Below are 18,845 nucleotides of genomic sequence, written 5' to 3'. Positions count from 1 at the left end.
TTATCTTTCTTCTGGCTTAATATCCCATAACTTTTCTAGATCGTAGAAAGTACGAGCTTCTTCTGTCATTACATGCACAACAACATCATGTAAATCCACTAGCACCCAATCACTTCCCATATCGCGACCTTCCGTACCTAAAGGCTGTAGACCCTTTTGTTTTAGAAATTCGAACACATTCTGACCCAATGAGTGAACATGTCTTTTCGAAGTACCGGTACAAATGACCATGTAGTCCATCATGTCTGTATGATCCGCTACATTCAACACAGTGATCTTGTCACCCTTGACATCTTCTAACGCTTCGACAGCAAAGGCTAAGATTTGATCCGCTGTGAGATTAATTTGACTCATATATTTACATTTTCCTATCGGTATAATTGATTTTTTTCTATGTAGTTCTGCACGGGCTCGGGCAATAAATACGCTATGGATTTATCCTTTCTCGCTAATGATCGAATCATGCTAGAAGAAATTCCCAATGGCGTTAAGGTTTCAAACCAGACTAGCCCTGACGGCTTGCATTGTAACTCATGCGGCGAGGCGGCACGATAGTTTTCACTAAAGCGACTTAACTCAGAAATCAAATCTGGCTCCCAGCCTGGACGAGACACCACAAACAAGTGCGAAAATTTGATTAGGTCTTGCCAATTATGCCAAGTAGGTAAAGACAAAAAACTATCCATGCCCAATACCATTACTAAAGGCTCATCTGGACCAATTTCAGCACGAATATCCCGCAAGGTATCCGCCGTATAACTGGGCCCTTCACGGGTTATTTCCCGATCATCGACCAACAAGTCATCATGACTACTAATGGCCAGCTTGACCATGTCTAAACGCTGCTGAGGGGTAATGCTAGGCTGTCTTTTGTGCACGGGCTGAAAACATGGAATTAGCCTTAAACTGGCATAATGATAACCGTCTAAGATATCCACTGCGGTGCGCAAATGACCATTATGAATAGGATCAAACGTCCCCCCCATAATAGCCACGCCTTTTTTCTTAAGAGCGGTGCTTGAATCAATTGTCACGGGTATGACCATCGCCTAACACGATGTATTTTTGACTGGTTAAACCAATCAAACCAACTGGTCCTCGGGCATGAATTTTATCGGTTGAAATACCAATTTCAGCACCAAAACCATACTCAAAACCATCCGCAAAAGCAGTTGAAGCATTCACCATAACCGATGAGGAATCGACTTCCGTCATGAAAGCCCGGCTTTTTGTGTAGTTCTGAGTCACAATAGCATCCGTGTGATGAGAACCGTATTTATTGATATGAGCAATCGCCTCATCCATATCCTCAACGACTTTGATCGATAGTTTAGGCGCTGTGTATTCCGTGTACCAATCTTCTTCCGTAGCCACACCGACCTTATCAGACAGAGCTTGCGTCACAGGACAGCCGAATAATTCCACGCCCTTTTCTTCAAAGGTTGCCAGAATACGAGGAAAGAAATCCGCGGCAACGTCCTTATGCAATAACAAAGACTCCATCGCATTACACACACCATAACGACGAGTTTTAGCATTGATAACAATCTTATAAGCCTTATCAAAGTCCGCCTCGTCATCCACATAAACATGGCAATTACCATCAAGGTGTTTAATCACAGGAACACGAGCATCAGTACTAATGCGTTCGATCAAGCCTTTGCCACCACGAGGCACAATGACATCGACAAACTCTGGCATGGTAATCAACTTACCCACCGCAGTCCGATCGGTGGTATTGATCACCTGCACTGCCGTTGCTGGCAAGCCAACTTTCTCTAATCCAGTTGAAATGGCAGCCGCAATCATCTGGTTAGAATAAAAGGCTTCTGAACCACCACGCAGAATCGTTGCATTGCCAGATTTCAAACATAAACTGGCCGCATCAATGGTCACATTTGGACGAGACTCATAAATAATGCCGACCACACCGAGTGGCACTCGCATTTGACCTCGCTGAATACCAGAAGGCAGATACGCCATATTGGAAATTTCACCCACAGGATCTGACAGTGAGGCCACTTGCTTTAGACCTTCAATCATACCGTCAATGCGCACATCGGTAAGCAACAAGCGATCCAACATTGCGGAATCTAAACCCTTTTCTGCTCCGTTCTTCATGTCTTTCGCATTTTCTTCGATCAACTTGGGGCGAGCAGCTTCCAACGCTTCAGCCATGGCAAAAAGAGCCATGTTTTTTTGTTCCGTTGACGCCTTAGCAAGCAAGCGTGACGCCGCCCGTGCCTGCTGTCCAATTTGATTCATATACGATTCTAAAGACATTTTTCATCTCAAACTAAATAATAAAAAATACGCATCTGACAACAAAATCAGTCAAATACCTCTATGCGAAACAGTATACTATCACAATATATTTATTCGTCCCGTGCAGTTTTACATGAAAGGATCCAAACGTGCCCTCAACTGACGCCTTCCAATTTACCAGCATTGGCATTGTCCACTCGTGTTACCAAGAAAAATTTGGCATTCCTAGACAACCCGGGCTCGTTACCATGGCGACCGCGCAACTTGAATTGCTGCCACCCTATAACAGAATCGATACACTAGACGGCATCGAAGCCTATTCACACATATGGGTGCAGTTCGTGTTTCACGCCTGCATCAGCGAAGGCTGGAAAGCCAAAGTTCGCCCACCCAGATTAGGCGGAAAAAGCAAAATGGGCGTCTTTGCCACAAGGTCAACCCATCGCCCAAACCCTATTGGATTATCGGTAGTCAAAATAGGCAAAATCCACCAACAAGATAAACGCATTTTGATTGATCTTCATGGTGCTGATCTACTGGATGGTACCCCCATCCTAGACATAAAACCCTACTTACCCTATTCAGATTGCCTTCCTCAAGCGACCAGTTCATTTACGCCAACGACAGAAAGAAGCCAACCTAAACCCGTCGTATTTACAGTAAAAGCACAACAGCAATGTGCCACTTTTTCAGCCAACTTAGAAAAAGACCTATATACTTTAATTACACAAATCATAGAACAAGACCCAAGACCCTCTTATTTAGCCAATCAAATCGATCGAGAACACGGCATCAGCCTGTGGGATTTAAACATTAGATGGCAAGCAAAGGATCAATATTTCGAAATCATCGAAATTGAACAAGTAAAGTGAGGTTAAGTATGATCAAAAAACAATTTTTAAATACTTATAAGAAAATCAACCAACTTGACCCAAATAACGCGAAGAATGTCCGTCAAGATCCAATCCCTGACGAGCCTACAGCGAACATTTATCGATCAAAAGAAGATGAAAAGCTAATCAAAGATTTCCATTATGCAAAATTCCAAGAAAACTTAAGTAAAACTAAGAAAAACAATACGTTAAAAAGCTTAATTGAAAAAGAGGATTGGGATGAAGAGGACATAAAAGCACTTTTAGACTCACTAAACTGACCTTAGGTTAGCTATACCCATGGTTATCCACATGTTCTGTGTATAGTTTTATTGTCAAGATTATCCATCAAAAAATACGCATAAAAAAAGCGAGCCAGAGGCTCGCTTTTTCATCAAGACGAAAGAGTAAAAATTACTCTTGGCCTTCCAATTGTGCTTTGATCAAATCACCGATAGTGGTTGGACCATTTGCTTCAACTTGTTGCTTCTCAGAGTGAGACTTCATCGCCGCTTTTTCTTCAGTAGCATCTTTCTGCTTGATAGAAAGCGTGATAGTACGAGCTTTACGATCAACATTGATGATCGCCGCTTCTACAGAGTCACCTTCTTTAAGAGCAGTTGTTGCATCTTCAACACGTTCACGGCTGATTTCAGATACTTTAAGAGTCGCTTCAACACCTTCAGAAAGTGTCACAACAGCACCTTTAGCATCAACTTCAGAAACAGTACCGTTTACGATAGTGCCTTTGTCGTTTTCAGCAACGTAAGCTAGGAAAGGATCTTCTTCTAGTTGTTTAACACCTAGAGAGATACGCTCGCGCTCAGCATCGATAGACAATACAACTGTTTCTAGCATATCGCCTTTCTTGTATTGACGAACTGCTTCTTCACCAGCTTCATCCCAAGATAGGTCAGAAAGGTGAACTAGACCGTCAATGCCGCCGTCAAGACCGATGAACACACCGAAGTCAGTGATAGACTTGATGGCACCAGAGATCTTGTCGCCTTTGTTGAAAGAAGTAGCAAATTCTTCCCATGGGTTCATTGTGCACTGCTTGATACCCAAAGAGATACGACGACGTTCTTCGTCGATATCAAGAACCATAACCTCAACTTCGTCGCCAATTTGGACAACTTTAGATGGGTGGATGTTCTTGTTAGTCCAGTCCATTTCAGAAACGTGAACAAGACCTTCAACACCCTCTTCCAACTCGGCGAAACAACCGTAGTCAGTCAAGTTAGTAACTTTAGCCGTTACTTTAGTGTTTTCTGGGTAACGGGCTTTGATTGCTACCCATGGATCTTCACCCAACTGCTTAAGACCTAGTGATACACGGTTACGCTCACGGTCGAACTTAAGAACTTTAACATCGATCTCATCGCCAACAGCAATGATTTCGCTTGGGTGCTTAATGCGCTTCCAAGCCATGTCAGTGATGTGTAGAAGACCATCAACACCACCAAGATCAACGAATGCACCGTAGTCAGTAAGGTTCTTAACGATACCTTTAACTTCTTGACCTTCTTCAAGAGAAGCAAGTAATGTTTCACGTTCAGCGCTGTTAGTCGCTTCCATAACGGCACGACGAGAAACAACAACGTTGTTACGTTTTTGATCAAGCTTGATAAGTTTGAACTCTAGATCCACACCTTCCAAATGAGACGTGTCGCGGATTGGGCGAACATCTACCAAAGAACCAGGCAAGAAAGCACGGATGTTAGCGATATCAACAGTGAAGCCACCTTTGACCTTACCGTTAATCACACCGTTAACGATGGCATTTTCTTCGTAAGCTTTTTCAAGCACAGACCAAGTCTCTGCACGCTTAGCTTTTTCACGAGACAATTTAGTCTCACCGAAACCATCTTCAACAGCGTCAAGTGCAACTTTAACTTCGTCACCGATGTTTAAGTTGAACTCACCACTTTCCGTTAGGAACTGAGAACGAGGAATTACGCCTTCAGATTTAAGACCTGCATGAACAGTTACCCATTCATTGTCGATATCAACAATGATACCAGTAACAATTGAGCCTGGCGCCATTTCAACGCTTTGTAGGCTTTCTTCAAACAGTTCTGCGAAGCTTTGAGTCATTGTATTTCCTATATAATCGACCTAGTTGAACTAAGTCTTAACCACACTGCCAGCAAGATGTGGGTCAATTTTTATAAAATTTGCGATACAGGTTTACTGGCCCCCACATCGACTTGGTTAACATTTAAACTATTTTAGCACACTTAACGCACAAAAAAGAACACATGCGAAAAAGAACAAGCTATACAAAACCCGCCTTGGCTGTTTCAGCAAGGATGATTTCAACAACTTGTTCTATGGTTAAGTCAGTACTATCGATTACAAGCGCACCGGCCGCAGGGACAAGTGGCGCGATCACACGATTTGCATCACGCTCGTCACGCTCTTTAATCGTTTTAACTAATGTCTCTAGATTAACAGTTTCACCTTTTTGCTGCAATTGCAGAAGACGTCTTTGTGCGCGCTCTTCAGCGGACGCCGTCAAAAAGATTTTAATTTGCGCAGAAGGAAAAACAACCGTCCCCATATCACGACCATCCGCCACCAAACCTGGCGCTTGTGCGAACGCTCGTTGACGAAGCAATAAACCCTGACGCACTTCTGGAATCGCCGCTAATTTTGATGCCGCGTTGCCCACTTCTTCCGTACGGATTGCCTGAGTGACCACCTCACCCTCAAGCACAATTTCAACCTTGCCTTCAGCCGACTGCTGGAACTGAATATCCAAATGCTCAGCCAACACCTTTAGTGTTTCCACATCATTTTCAGACATACCGTGGTGTGACACTGCCAACGCTAAAAGTCGATACAAAGCACCACTGTCTAACAAATGCCATCCCAGCTTTTCTGCTACCAATTGACTTACTGTGCCTTTACCTGCACCACTTGGACCATCAATCGTAATAACTGGGCCTTGGTTAATCATAACTATTCCTCTTAAAAACTATTGCGCCACTGAGCAATGTAAACCTAATTGCTTAGCCTGCGCGTCTAACTCACTAAATTCTTCTAATAATGTTTGGCAATCTTCTATTTGAGTAATCGTTTTGCTTCTTACTCCCAGCGCCAACATAGCAAGCGCCAAATATTGATCACCCGCGCAGTCCAATTCCCCACCGTGTGGAACACCGCCATCAATGCCCAAACAACCACTTTCAATCTGAGCATTCACTTGCACCAAACCAAACGCATCGATCAGGGCTAAGACTCTGTCTTCATGGTAATAAGGCAGTTGCCCAATACCATCCATTCGAGATTGACCTTTAGCATAAGCCGCCGCCACACAAAGCAACGGCATTAGGGTCCTTAACTGATTTGTCTGCTCAGCTGACAACTGAAACGCTGACAACTCAGCAAAGCGCACCACGACTCGCCCTTCATATAAACCGGAGACACCTTTAGCAGGCATCTCAATATCGGCCCCAATCTGCTTAAGCAAAGCAAAATATGCAAACGCTCTGGCATCTAAGCCTAAATTCGTTATCACCAGCTCAGAACCAGGCAACAAACTGGCCAATAACACCATCCAAGCAGAGCTGTACATATCCGCAACTATCTCAACATCCGTTGAGATCAGCTCACCCGATACAACCGATATTGCCGTTTCAGAACGTGTAACAAGCACACCAAAGCGTTGTAATAAAACTTCCATTTGAGTGACGTCTTGCGGCGTATGCGTCAAACTCGCATCTTGTTCTGCAAACAAACACGCCATGAAGGCACTGACAATTAATTTTTGCGACGCCCCGTCCAAACTGAAAGACAAAATTTTAGGCACAGCAGGCGTCATTTTAACCGGCAAACAGTCTTCACGCTCAAATGCTAAGTCAGCCCCCATTGACCTTATTAGATCAAACACATCCGTTCGAACGCGATTTAAAAGAGGATCGTCTGCCGTGACAGAAACCTGAAAAGACTGCCCAGCCAACACAGGTAACAACACATACAAACTTAATTCAGACTGATGCAAATTAATCGGCGCTATTGGCGCTCTCAGGCCTCGTAAGCCAACACCATGCACCCGCAATGAACTGCCTGACAGAGCCTCAATGACCACACCCATATCACGTAATGCCTGAATCGTGACTCGAACGCTGTTATCGAGACAAACATTCGTTAATTGACTCACACCTTTTGAAAGCGCAGCCATAGTAATCGCAATATGTGACAAGGATTTGTCACCAGGCAAAGAAATTTCACCTTTTATAACAGACGCAGGTAAAACTGACACAGAAACTGAACTGGTATCTTTTTGCGGCGCAATAGTACGCTGTTCAAGCAACCTTAAGAAATGATCTCGAGCAGACTTTGCTCGAGTAAAAACACCAAACATACTCGCGCCATCACCCTGTTCAATGGCCTCACGCATATCCGCCAAACGCGCCGTAAACTGGTCAAGCGTGGCTAAGGTCGCCTCTTTGTTGGCTAAAAACACATCGCGCCACATCACAGGATCACTGGAAGCAATTCGGGTAAAATCACGAAAACCACCAGCCGCAAACTTAAAGACATCCTGACTACGATCACTGTTGGCTAGAGCATCAACTAAGGTATAGGCCAACAAATGAGGTAAGTGACTAGACGATGCCAACACATGATCATGGTGCTCAACATCCATACTCACAACGTCTGCACCAATCGCGCGCCACAATCGATGCAAACGATCCACTAGCACAGGGTCACTATCGGCAACAGGCGTTACAATTGCCATGTGCTTTTCAAACAATTGAGAATTAGCGGCCAATACACCACTTTTCTCCGCACCAGCAATCGGGTGACCGGGAATAAAGTTAGCCGGCATATGACCAAATACAGACACCGCAGCCTCCACCACACTGCCTTTCGTTGAACCAACATCGGTCAACAAAGTATGTTCAGCAAGGTACGGTTTAATATCAGCCAACACAGAGGCCATGGCACGCACCGGCGTAGCCAATACAATGACATCCATCTGAGCAATGTATTGCTCACTCAATTCGGCTGGATAATCAATGACCCCAGTTGAGACCCCCAAGGCCAACTCACCTTCACGGCGATCAACGGCATAAAGTTCTGCCAAGCCTCTTTCTTTTAGCGCTTTCGCAAAAGAACCACCAATCATGCCCAAGCCAACAATCATGACTTTTCCAAAGGAAAATTGGTCGTGCTTCAATCGATTTTCTGACAATGTAGATTCACTCATCGCTAATTACAGCACCGCCACAGGATAAGAGCCCAGCACTTTTACTTCAGAAGCACGATCTCGCAGCTCCTCAATGACAGCCTGACATTCTGGATCTTGATAATGCCCAACAAAGTCAATGTAAAAGATGTAACCCCAACGACTCATCAAAGATGGACGCGTTTCTAGGCGAGTCATGTCGACACCATGACGCTCAAACGCTTCCAACAAACGATACAGAGCACCCGGCTCATTCTTCGCACTGATCAGTAATGACGTTTTATCTTTACCACTTGCTGGCACATCCTGCGTGCCCACAATCAAAAAGCGAGTCGTGTTGTCAGGGCGATCTTCAATGTTAGCCGACACCTTCACCAAATCGTATAATTCACATGCCACTTCACCGGCGATCGCCGCAATAGCTCGCCCACTTCGCCCCGCCTCCGCAGCCAAACGTGCCGCTTCAGCGTTAGAACTAACCGCCACACGTTCCACATGCGGCCAATAGCGATCCAACCAAGCACGACACTGAGCCAAAGATTGCTGATGAGAATAAATGTGTGTCACATCATCCGCACTTACATTAGGGCTCAACAACAAATGATGATGAATTCGCTCTTCCACCTCACCGCAAATTTTTAATTGCGAATCTCGGAAGGTATCCAAAGTGTGGTTCACCACACCTTCAGTAGAATTTTCAACCGGCACCACACCATAGTTAGCCGCACCGGATTCCACTTCACGAAACACTTCATCAATTGCCGCCATCGGCGCACTGATAATGGACTTACCAAAATGCTTCAATGCAGCCTGCTGAGTAAAAGTACCTTCAGGCCCTAAAAAGGCAATGCGCATGGGTTTTTCTAAAGCCAAACATGAAGACATAACCTGACGGAAAATTTTCGCCATTTCCTCATTGCCAAGCGGTCCTTCATTGCGCTCCATAACACGTCGCAATACCTGAGCTTCACGCTCAGGTCGGTAGAAAACAACAGCTTCATCGCCCTGCTCAGCCAACTTCACTTCAGCCACTTTTTCAGCACAGCGGGCACGCTCATTAATCAGGGACTGAATTTGTGAGTCGATACTATCAATGCGATCTCGCAATAGCGGCAAGGTGTCTGGCACAGCAGTTTTTGAATTAGACATAAATTACCCGTAACGTTTTTCAAAGGCTTTCATGAAATCAATCAAGGCTTGAACACCTTCCATTGGCATAGCGTTGTAAATACTGGCACGCATACCACCAACAGAACGGTGACCAGCCAAAGTACGCAAGCCAGCGGCCTCAGACTCTGCCAAAAAAGTGGCTTCTAACGATTCATCTGCCAAGGTAAACGGCACATTCATACGTGAGCGATTTTCTGGCGCGATTGGGTTCGCATAAAATGCGCTTTGATCAATGAAATCATACAAGGCTTTCGCTTTCGCCTGGTTAACCGCTTCCATTGCTGCGACACCACCCTGCTCTTCCAACCACTCAAATACCAAGTCAGCTAAATAAATAGCGAAAGTCGGCGGCGTATTAACCATTGAGTCATGTTTCGCCAAATTGGCAAAATTCCAAATCGATGGCAAAGAATCATCACTGCGAGCAAGCAAGTCTTTGCGGATAATGCAAATCACAATACCTGCAGGACCAACGTTTTTCTGTGCGCCAGCGTAAATAACACCGTATTTATTGACATCAATCTTGCGAGACAAGATAGTTGACGACAAATCTGCCACAATCGGCAAATCCGTTTCAGGCAAATCCGCAAATTCTAAACCACCAATGGTTTCGTTCGGGCAAAGGTGTAAATACGCAGCGCTTTCATCCAATGCAACATCAGACCATTTCGGCACATACGTGTAATTATCTGCTTTAGAGGAGCCCACGACCTTAACATTAGTGTACTTCTTGGCTTCATTAATCGCTTTCGTCGACCAAGCACCAGTATCTAAATAACAAGCCGAATCATATCCATTCGCCAAGTTCGCTGGAATTTGAGCAAACAGAGTAGACGCGCCGCCCTGCACAAACAATATTTCGTAGCCATCGCCGATCTCTAGCAAGCGCTTTAGACGCGCTTTAGCTGACGCTAGGATTGACATAAACTCTGCACTACGGTGACTCATTTCCATAACGGAAACACCAGCACCATGCCAATCCAACAACTCAGCTTGGGCTTTCTTCAATACCGCTTCTGGAAGTGCCGCTGGACCAGAACAAAAATTGTATACTCGACTCATCCCGTGTTTACCTCTAAAAATCAGGATCCAATCTAAACAAAAGCGACGCATCAAGTGCGCCGCTTTATTACTACTTAATCTTCTGCTGCGTCGGGCTCTTCTGCCGCCGCGGCTTGATTATCGGCCTCAGGTGCCTGTAGTTCATCATCCTCGTCATCAGTTTCTTCGTCTTCTTCAACACGAACGACACCCACTAGGTGTTCGTCATTGGTTAAACGAATCAATGTCACACCTTGGGTATTACGCCCTTGACAAGACACCTCACTAACACGAGTTCGAACCAACGTCCCCTGATCCGTGATCAACATGATTTCATCGGTTTCCTCTACCTGAGTCGCACCAACCACTGGACCATTACGATCAGAGACTTGGATACCGATAACCCCTTGCCCACCACGGCCATACACTGGGAAGTCTTCAACCAAAGTACGTTTCCCGTAACCATTCTCACAAGCCATCAGCACAGCAGTACCTTCTTGCGGAACGATAAGAGACACGACTTTCGCATCTTCACCTAGGCGGATACCACGAACACCAGCAGCCGTACGGCCCATTGGGCGCACATCACTCTCAGAGAAACGAATGGTTTTACCTGAGCTCGAAACCAACATAATGTCGTTCTCACCCGTCGTTTGCGCTACACCAACTAAAGCGTCTGTTTCGTCTAAATTCAGCGCAATCAGACCAGTAGAACGTGGACGAGCAAAGTGCTCCATCGCCGTTTTCTTCACCGTACCGTTAGCCGTTGCCATAAAGATATAGCTGCTTGCCTCTTGTACTTCCTCTTCTTCATCAGAATCGGATTTTTCAGGTGCGGTTAATGGCAATAGCGCAGAAACATGTTCGCCTTCGGCCAATGGCAACAAATTCACAATCGGACGACCTTTCGAAGAACGACTGGCCACCGGAATTTCAAACACACGCAACCAGTATACTTTACCGAAGTTGGTAAACAGCATCACAGTGTCATGACTACTGGTTACCAATAGGTGATTAATGTGATCTTCTTCTTTCATTGCCGATGCAGACTTACCACGACCACCACGACGCTGAGCTTTATATTCCTCAAGCGGTTGTGACTTGGCATAACCCGTATCCGAGATGGTCACCACCATAGGCGCTTCATCAATCAAATCCGCAATGGTCAGATCTTGGCGAGACGTGAGGATTTCAGTACGACGAGCGTCACCGAACATTTCACGCACGTCTTCCAATTCTTCACGAATCACTTCCATCAAGCGATCTGGGTTAGATAGAATTTCCAGCAACTCACCGATCAAATCAATTAATGCACGGTATTCGTCCATTAATTTTTCATGTTCTAGACCAGTCAAACGGTGCAAACGCAAATCCAGAATGGCTTGTGCCTGCTCAGGTGACAAATGGTAAGTACCATCAACAAAACCAAACTCTGGCGCCAAGTCATCAGGACGACACGCATCCGAACCAGCTCGCTCAAGCATTGCCATGACGTTACCTGGTTGCCATGACTCGGCAACCAACTTCTCTTTGGCTTCTGCGGAAGTAGGTGAGTTTCGGATCAATTCGATCACGCGATCGATATTCGCTAACGCTACCGCCAAACCTTCTAAGATATGGCCACGTTCACGCGCTTTACGCAATTCAAAAATAGTTCGACGAGTCACTACTTCACGGCGATGCTTAACGAAACATTCTAAAATCTGTTTCAAGTTAAGCAGCTGTGGACGACCATCAACCAAGGCCACCATATTCATCCCGAATACAGACTGCAATTGAGTTTGAGTAAAGATATTGTTTACGACTACGTCTGGGTTCTCACCACGGCGCAATTCAATCACGATGCGCATACCGTCTTTGTCAGACTCATCGCGCAATTCGCTAATGCCTTCAATTTTCTTTTCTTTTACCAGCTCTGCAATCTTCTCAATCACTTTGGCTTTATTTAACTGGTAAGGAATTTCAGTAAAGACGATGGCTTGGCGATTGCCTTTCTCCATGTCTTCAAAATGATGGCGAGCACGCATATAAATACGGCCACGACCTGTTTTATAGGCTTCAATGATGCCAGCACGGCCATTAATAAAGGCCCCTGTTGGAAAATCAGGTCCTGGGATATGTTCGATCAACTCATCAATTGAGATATCATTATTGTCAATGACAGCCAAGCAACCATCGATCACTTCACCTAAATTGTGTGGTGGGATATTAGTGGCCATACCAACGGCAATACCCGCTGAGCCATTGACCAAAAGTCCAGGCACGCGAGCCGGCAAGACTTCAGGCATGAACTCTGTACCGTCGTAGTTAGGTACAAAGTCGACCGTTTCCTTTTCCAAGTCCATGAGAAGATGATGAGAAATCTTCTCCATACGGATCTCGGTGTAACGCATCGCTGCGGCACTATCACCATCAACCGAACCAAAGTTACCTTGGCCATCGACTAGGGTGTAGCGCATGGAAAATGGTTGCGCCATACGGACTATCGTATCGTAAACTGCAGAGTCACCATGCGGGTGATATTTACCGATTACGTCACCAACGATACGCGCTGATTTTTTATACGGTTTATTCCAATCATTTTTAAGTTCATTCATCGCAAATAGAACGCGACGGTGAACAGGTTTCAACCCATCTCGTACATCTGGTAATGCGCGACCCACGATAACACTCATCGCGTAATCGAGATAAGACCCTTTAAGTTCATTCTCGATACTGACGGGAATAATTTCTTTGGCTAATTCACCCATAGATACAATCGATCCTTATGCCTCGTAAGCCCGAAGGGCTTCCTAATATCTTTTTTATAAGCGCCGCATTATACCACAAGGAAATAAATAACACCCCTTCCAGCAAGATGTTTTGTTGCCTATTCGTGTAATTATGATCTCACTGCAAATTTGCTCCGTAAAATTCTTTGTCCGGGGTCAAAATCTTGCCCATGAAAAGTGCAAAATAAGAATTGTTATTGGTCTCTATAAAGTCTTAACGCTATACTTATCTTAATGACCACAGGCGGTCTTTTTTTCGCACCCTTGACCGCCACAACAACCTGAGTCCAACCCACCGGACGTATCAATCATCCAATGTATATAAGGCATATCCATGACAACGAATACTCAACAAACCAACGTCGATCTTGATGAAGTTGCCAAATTTGAAGCACTGGCCAGCCGTTGGTGGGACACAGAAAATGAATTCAAACCTTTACACGACATCAACCCACTGCGCACCAACTACATTAATGAACGCACTGGGTTAGAAGGAAAAAAAGTCATCGACATCGGCTGCGGTGGCGGCATTCTGTCTGAAGCCATGGCTAAACATGGTGCTCAAGTAAAAGGCATCGACATGGGCGAAGCACCGCTTGCAGTAGCCAAACTTCATCGTGAAGAATCAAACTTAGACATTGATTATGAACGCATCACAGCAGAAGAAATTGCCGATCGCGAAACTGAGCAATACGACGTTGTAACTTGCTTAGAAATGCTTGAACACGTCCCAGACCCAGCGTCGGTCATTCGCGCCTGTATGAGACTAGTCAAACCTGGTGGTCACGTATTCTTCTCGACCATCAATCGCAACCCGAAAGCCTATTTGTTCGCCATCATTGGCGCTGAATACATTCTAAATATGCTACCAAAAGGGACACATGACTACGCCAAATTTATTCAGCCAGCTGAATTAAACAGCTTCGCGCGCGAGGCAGGATTAGAAGTTCAGCACATGACAGGCATGACCTACAACCCACTAACCAAAGTCTACAAGCTCACTGATAAAGACGTGTCTGTTAACTATTTAATGCACACCCAAAAACCCACCGCCTAACACAAGGCATAAGGAGGAGATATGTTCGATTATCAAGCCCCAAGCCAACTACTATCAGGCAAAATCATTTTAGTCACAGGCGCAGGAGACGGCATAGGAAAAGCCGCCTCCCTCGCTTACGCTAAACATGGCGCTACGGTTATTCTATTGGGCCGCACAACCAAAAAACTAGAAGCGGTTTATGACGAAATTGAACGCCAAGGATATCCACAAGCCGCCATCGTACCGCTCAATCTGGATGGCACTTCCGAGCATGAATACTTAGAACTAGCCAACACCTTAAAAAGTGAGTTCGGCCAGCTTGATGGCATTTTACACAACGCCAGCTTATTAGGAGACAGAGCCGAACTGAAACACTACGACCCAACTCTGTTTGAACAGGTCATGCGCGTCAATGTCATGAGCCAACTCATGCTGACACAAGCCCTTTTTCCGTTACTAGAGCAATCATCAGCGGCTTCCATTATCTTTACGTCTTCTGGAGTGGGTCGTACCGCGAAACCTAAATGGGGCGCTTATGCCGTCTCAAAATTTGCGACCGAAGCCATGATGGGTCTGTTTGCCAGTGAACTGAGTGACAGCAACCCTAACATCCGCGCCAACGCCATTAACCCTGGCGCCACTAGAACCGCCATGCGTGCTTCGGCTTACCCGGATGAAGACCCTCAAACCCTCGCAACGGCCAACGACATCATGCCGCTTTATCTGTACTTAATGGGTAAAGACAGCCTGACAATTAATGGTCAATCCATCAATGCGCAATAAATAATTCGTAATTTCAGCAATGGGGGCGCACTCCCCCATTGCATCCATTCAGCGGCATCAGTTAATCTGAACTCATGATTAAAGCCGTAACCATCCTTTGCTGCCTGTTTGGCCTTTCTTTTAGTTGTGCTCTATTTTCAGCACAAGAAACCATTCCGTCTGAAATACAAGCTGATGCCGCTCAAGCAGCGAAGCCTATCCTTGCCGAGGGCAACACTTCACCTGCACAACCTAAGCCATCGTCGCACGCCAGTACAGATACGCCGAAGAACAACACACAGGTACAAGAAACCACCTCAACCAAGATAAACACACCAGCAACAAATCAAGGCACAGACCTAACCACCAAGCACCACTTAATTGGTGAAATAGAAGAGATGCCACATAAAAGTCGCACCGACCAGAGTCAATACCACTTCATTACCTTACCCAATGGACTCAAAGTCACTCTCGTCAGCGACCCGCAAGCCGAAAAGTTTGCCGCGTCACTTTCTGTCAAAATCGGCAGCTTCCAAGATCCAAACCAACAACTCGGACTTGCTCACCTATTGGAACACATGCTGTTTCTTGGCACCGAAAAATACCCAGAATCTGGCAATTATCAATCTTTCATACACAACCACGCCGGGACACACAACGCCTACACTAGCACAGACAACACCAACTACTTTTTTGACGTAAAACCGTCTGCCTATGAAGGCGCTCTCGACAGGTTTTCACAATTCTTCATTACCCCATTGTTTAGCGAATCGCTCACTCAGAGGGAAAAAAATGCCGTTGACGCAGAGTACAAAGCTAAAATCAAAACAGACAGTCGTCGCAACAACCAAGCGCTCAAAACGCTCATCAACTCAGAGCACCCCTATAGTCGCTTTACGGTAGGCAATTTAAAAACACTCAAAGACCGCCCCAATCAATCTTTGAGAGAACAGGTAATGAATTTATATCAGCAACATTATTATGCTGAAAACATGGCTTTAGTGTTGGTCGCAAATCTAGGCCATGAGCAATTGGCAGACCTAGCACAACGCTATTTTTCTGATATTCCACAACACCCAAGCAAACCTTACCAAGATCAGACTTATCCAAACCTAATCAAAAGCGACTTAGCATCACCAAAACTTCAGTTTGTGCACTCACTATCTGATCGCAACAGCATTCGTTTTTACTACCAAATCCCAGCACAAGGGCAGAATTACAAAACCCAACCTACGCGCTACCTGTCATACATTTTGGGCAACGAAAACAAGCAGTCTCTCTACTCAACCTTAAAATCAGAGGATCTCATCACCAGCATCTCAGCCTCGACGAGCAATGATTACGGTCACAACGCCTTTTTCACGGTCAATATCAACCTGACCAATAAGGGCATGAAACACATAAACGATGTCGCGAAACACTTTTTCGCCACCATCAGCCTACTTAAATCCTCACCCGTGAATCCCATGTACTTGGATGAAGGCCTAAAACTCAGCCGTTTGATGTTTAACAACCAAAGCTATGTCACACCCATTCGTTTGGCCCGCTCACTTTCATCCCGCATGTTAAAGGTCAACATGACCGATTTACTTGGCAGTTACAGAATTGAGAACACCGCCGCACAAGAAGACGTTCAAGCACTTTTAAAACAACTAACACCGAATAATCTACTGGTACAAATCGCCAGCCAACAAACCTTCCCCGAAGACTGGGCTGCCGAACCCTCTAATTGGCAGGAAGAACCCTGGTATCAAACCCAATATAGTAATCATCATTTTAGCCAAACCTTTTTAGACATGATGACCTTAGCGGTAAAAAGCACTTTCGTTAGTCTTCCGCAAAAAAACCTCTTCATTCCCAATAGTCTTGAACTTATAGAGGAAGTGGAAGACAAACCGACGGTGGTATTTGAAGAACTAGGCTTCCGCTTCTGGCATAAATCTGATCCGAGCTTTAACAAACCAACAGCGATGAATTTTTTAGCCATCCGCTTTGATCATGCCGGCGATACCGCCAAACACATGCTCGCTAATCGATTATGGACACGATTATTTAATGCCAGCATCAGTGAAGCCACCTACTCACCCTATGTTGCGGGTTTGGGCTACAGCTTTTATCCACACGTCAATGGCGTCACCCTGCGCACTAACGGCTATTCTGACAAACAAGGTGAATACTTAACCTGGCTAGTCGACCAACTCTTTCTTTATCGCCCCAATCGAGAAAAGTTCGAACAAGCCAAACAACAATTAGCAAAAGATTTTAAGAATCAACAAAATCGCCAAGCGTTTCGTATTGCGAACACAGCGTTCAACACCCTCATCACCAAAAACAGCTACACCACAGACGCCCTAGAGCAAGCATTACAGGACTTATCCTTTAGCGATTACGAAAGCTTCATCAAACAGGCCAGAGAGCGCTTTAACATAGTAGGCTACAGTACTGGCAACATTACCAAAGCAAACTCCCAAAAACTCGCTGACACTTTATACCAGCGCTTTATTGGCCGCCTAATTGAACACACCCCAGTCAAAATAGAAACCAAGCGCATTTTGCCACAGCAAAAACTTCACGCAGCATTTGCCTCCAGCAGTGATGACAGCGTCATTTTATACACCCTCATTGACACCAGCCATCAAGGTCAGGACGAATCCCCAACCACCATCGCTCAAAAGTGCTATTTCACCTTATTAAATACATTATTAAAGAGTGCATTCTACCAAGAACTGAGAACAGAAAAACAAATGGGCTACATTGTCGGCACGCAAAATTTAAGCATCCGCAACACCCCCATTTTAGGTTTGCTGGTGCAATCCCCAAACAAAGATAATTTAACCCTAATCAGAGCCATTGAGCGCTTTTTAGATGAACAGGAAATCAAGTTAAAAAACCTAACGGACGAAGCCTTCCAAGCGGCAAAAAATGCCATGCTGGCAAACGCCATACGAGAAGCAAAAAATCTAAGTGAAAATGCCCTAAAAGAGTGGCCTCAAATCGCCAAATCCGAACCTAACTTTAAAACCAAAGAAGAATGGATTGATGTCATAGAGCAGATTAAAAAAGAGGATTTTGTTCGTTTTGTAAAACAGAAAATTGAGTCCGGTCAGACCACTCGTATCATTGTGCATAACAAAGCCTTTCCAGATGAACTAACTGGGGATCAGGCCATTTGGCAAGAAACCTCAGCCACCAATCAGAGCCTCTAATTTCTTCTGCTTAGTTTGCAACGATTCACCTGACTTTCCAGAAGGAATAGGTGAAACACCTTGTCCAATTGGCGAGAAGTCGCCCACTTCAGGCTTAACATCTTCGGCTGACACGGTGTCACCACGCTCATTTAAGAGACCGATTTCAGGCATCATACGCAACCTTCTTTCCTCAATTTCTTCCGGCACATTCCCTGTAAATAAAACCGTAAAGGGTGCGTCTTTGGTTCGTTGATTCACCTCATCGTAAATTTCTTGCTCACGCTGAGCGATGGCATTCTCTTCTAAGTAGGATGCTTCGGAAGCATTAGAAGACACCACGACATTTGGCTTACGCTCTTGCGAGGTTTTATCTACCGGAATAATCGACACTTCCTCTTTTGAACTGAGAACGACTTGATGTTCAGCCCGGATCACTTGGTTGCCGTAAATAATTTCCACAGGCTGGCGCTCAACTGTTTGCGCCAACACAGCCGAAGAAAAGACACACAACACATAACAAACAGGCTTCATAGTCTTACC

15 protein-coding genes are annotated in these 18,845 nt (G+C 45.1%); 5 read left to right on the top strand and 10 right to left on the bottom strand.

The window, feature by feature from the left end; translation table 11 throughout:
- Genes rsfS through ACHUFM_RS01560 form a run of 3 tightly spaced genes read right to left on the bottom strand, consistent with a single transcriptional unit; the run spans position 1 to position 2,283 of the window.
- Positions 1–354 (bottom strand): ribosome silencing factor, encoded by a 354-nt coding sequence (gene rsfS, locus ACHUFM_RS01570; protein WP_013795743.1) that lies wholly within the window; start codon positions 352–354, stop codon positions 1–3.
- A gap of 14 nt (positions 355–368) precedes the next feature.
- On the bottom strand, positions 369–1,034 hold the full coding sequence (nadD, locus tag ACHUFM_RS01565) for a nicotinate-nucleotide adenylyltransferase (RefSeq protein WP_394178899.1): 666 nt from the start codon (positions 1,032–1,034) through the stop codon (positions 369–371).
- The gene (locus ACHUFM_RS01560; RefSeq protein WP_394178897.1) at positions 1,024–2,283 is read right to left on the bottom strand and encodes a glutamate-5-semialdehyde dehydrogenase; all 1,260 of its coding nucleotides are present in this window, start codon (positions 2,281–2,283) and stop codon (positions 1,024–1,026) included. The genes nadD and ACHUFM_RS01560 overlap by 11 nt, the downstream gene beginning before the upstream one ends.
- Positions 2,284–2,414: 131 nt before the next feature.
- On the opposite strand from ACHUFM_RS01560, the gene tsaA reads away from it, so the two are divergent.
- Positions 2,415–3,137, top strand: a complete 723-nt coding sequence (gene tsaA / locus ACHUFM_RS01555; protein ID WP_394178895.1) for a tRNA (N6-threonylcarbamoyladenosine(37)-N6)-methyltransferase TrmO — start codon at positions 2,415–2,417, stop codon at positions 3,135–3,137.
- An 8-nt stretch (positions 3,138–3,145) separates the two neighbouring features.
- Positions 3,146–3,418, top strand: a complete 273-nt coding sequence (locus tag ACHUFM_RS01550; protein ID WP_394178893.1) for a hypothetical protein — start codon at positions 3,146–3,148, stop codon at positions 3,416–3,418.
- 133 nt (positions 3,419–3,551) lie between these two features.
- On the opposite strand, the gene rpsA is transcribed toward ACHUFM_RS01550, so the two are convergent.
- From rpsA to gyrA, 6 genes are all read right to left on the bottom strand, one after another.
- Positions 3,552–5,234, bottom strand: a complete 1,683-nt coding sequence (rpsA, locus tag ACHUFM_RS01545; protein ID WP_063331864.1) for a 30S ribosomal protein S1 — start codon at positions 5,232–5,234, stop codon at positions 3,552–3,554.
- 181 nt (positions 5,235–5,415) lie between these two features.
- On the bottom strand, positions 5,416–6,099 hold the full coding sequence (gene cmk, locus ACHUFM_RS01540; protein ID WP_113874939.1) for a (d)CMP kinase: 684 nt from the start codon (positions 6,097–6,099) through the stop codon (positions 5,416–5,418).
- Positions 6,100–6,117: 18 nt separating this feature from the next.
- Positions 6,118–8,355: a prephenate dehydrogenase/arogenate dehydrogenase family protein gene (locus tag ACHUFM_RS01535; RefSeq protein ID WP_394178891.1), complete on the bottom strand. Its 2,238-nt coding sequence runs from the start codon at positions 8,353–8,355 to the stop codon at positions 6,118–6,120.
- 6 nt (positions 8,356–8,361) lie between these two features.
- Positions 8,362–9,483 (bottom strand): prephenate dehydratase, encoded by a 1,122-nt coding sequence (gene pheA, locus ACHUFM_RS01530; protein ID WP_394178889.1) that lies wholly within the window; start codon positions 9,481–9,483, stop codon positions 8,362–8,364.
- A 3-nt stretch (positions 9,484–9,486) separates the two neighbouring features.
- Complete coding sequence (serC, locus tag ACHUFM_RS01525; protein ID WP_394178887.1) at positions 9,487–10,566, bottom strand: 3-phosphoserine/phosphohydroxythreonine transaminase; 1,080 nt, start codon at positions 10,564–10,566, stop codon at positions 9,487–9,489.
- Between the two features lie 74 nt (positions 10,567–10,640).
- The gene (gyrA, locus tag ACHUFM_RS01520) at positions 10,641–13,295 is read right to left on the bottom strand and encodes a DNA gyrase subunit A (RefSeq protein WP_394178885.1); all 2,655 of its coding nucleotides are present in this window, start codon (positions 13,293–13,295) and stop codon (positions 10,641–10,643) included.
- Between the two features lie 355 nt (positions 13,296–13,650).
- On the opposite strand from gyrA, the gene ubiG reads away from it, so the two are divergent.
- The 3 genes from ubiG to ACHUFM_RS01505 all read left to right on the top strand — a co-directional run bounded on the left by ubiG (position 13,651) and on the right by ACHUFM_RS01505 (position 18,323).
- The gene (gene ubiG / locus ACHUFM_RS01515; RefSeq protein WP_394178883.1) at positions 13,651–14,373 is read left to right on the top strand and encodes a bifunctional 2-polyprenyl-6-hydroxyphenol methylase/3-demethylubiquinol 3-O-methyltransferase UbiG; all 723 of its coding nucleotides are present in this window, start codon (positions 13,651–13,653) and stop codon (positions 14,371–14,373) included.
- Between the two features lie 21 nt (positions 14,374–14,394).
- On the top strand, positions 14,395–15,138 hold the full coding sequence (locus ACHUFM_RS01510) for a YciK family oxidoreductase (protein WP_394178881.1): 744 nt from the start codon (positions 14,395–14,397) through the stop codon (positions 15,136–15,138).
- 74 nt (positions 15,139–15,212) lie between these two features.
- Positions 15,213–18,323, top strand: a complete 3,111-nt coding sequence (locus tag ACHUFM_RS01505) for an insulinase family protein (protein ID WP_394178879.1) — start codon at positions 15,213–15,215, stop codon at positions 18,321–18,323.
- Here the strand turns inward: ACHUFM_RS01505 and ACHUFM_RS01500 are convergent.
- Positions 18,300–18,836, bottom strand: a complete 537-nt coding sequence (locus tag ACHUFM_RS01500) for a hypothetical protein (protein WP_394178877.1) — start codon at positions 18,834–18,836, stop codon at positions 18,300–18,302. The genes ACHUFM_RS01505 and ACHUFM_RS01500 overlap by 24 nt on opposite strands.
- Positions 18,837–18,845 lie beyond the last annotated feature (9 nt).

The sequence above is a fragment of the Marinomonas posidonica genome, assembly GCF_043643765.1.
Lineage (GTDB): Bacteria > Pseudomonadota > Gammaproteobacteria > Pseudomonadales > Marinomonadaceae > Marinomonas > Marinomonas posidonica_A.
Note: the sequence above shows the minus strand (reverse complement) of the source record. Positions and strands in the feature narration are given on the sequence as shown.

What these genes read in the sequence shown, in the direction of transcription:
- ACHUFM_RS01550 (WP_394178893.1), top strand. Translation starts at nt 3,146, where the DNA reads ATGATCAAAAAACAATTTTTAAATACTTATAAGAAAATCAACCAACTT.
- ACHUFM_RS01500 (WP_394178877.1), bottom strand. Translation starts at nt 18,836, where the DNA reads ATGAAGCCTGTTTGTTATGTGTTGTGTGTCTTTTCTTCGGCTGTGTTG.
- ACHUFM_RS01560 (WP_394178897.1), bottom strand. Translation starts at nt 2,283, where the DNA reads ATGTCTTTAGAATCGTATATGAATCAAATTGGACAGCAGGCACGGGCG.
- ACHUFM_RS01510 (WP_394178881.1), top strand. Translation starts at nt 14,395, where the DNA reads ATGTTCGATTATCAAGCCCCAAGCCAACTACTATCAGGCAAAATCATT.
- rsfS (WP_013795743.1), bottom strand. Translation starts at nt 354, where the DNA reads ATGAGTCAAATTAATCTCACAGCGGATCAAATCTTAGCCTTTGCTGTC.
- cmk (WP_113874939.1), bottom strand. Translation starts at nt 6,099, where the DNA reads ATGATTAACCAAGGCCCAGTTATTACGATTGATGGTCCAAGTGGTGCA.
- ACHUFM_RS01535 (WP_394178891.1), bottom strand. Translation starts at nt 8,355, where the DNA reads ATGAGTGAATCTACATTGTCAGAAAATCGATTGAAGCACGACCAATTT.
- pheA (WP_394178889.1), bottom strand. Translation starts at nt 9,483, where the DNA reads ATGTCTAATTCAAAAACTGCTGTGCCAGACACCTTGCCGCTATTGCGA.
- gyrA (WP_394178885.1), bottom strand. Translation starts at nt 13,295, where the DNA reads ATGGGTGAATTAGCCAAAGAAATTATTCCCGTCAGTATCGAGAATGAA.
- ACHUFM_RS01505 (WP_394178879.1), top strand. Translation starts at nt 15,213, where the DNA reads ATGATTAAAGCCGTAACCATCCTTTGCTGCCTGTTTGGCCTTTCTTTT.
- serC (WP_394178887.1), bottom strand. Translation starts at nt 10,566, where the DNA reads ATGAGTCGAGTATACAATTTTTGTTCTGGTCCAGCGGCACTTCCAGAA.
- ubiG (WP_394178883.1), top strand. Translation starts at nt 13,651, where the DNA reads ATGACAACGAATACTCAACAAACCAACGTCGATCTTGATGAAGTTGCC.
- rpsA (WP_063331864.1), bottom strand. Translation starts at nt 5,234, where the DNA reads ATGACTCAAAGCTTCGCAGAACTGTTTGAAGAAAGCCTACAAAGCGTT.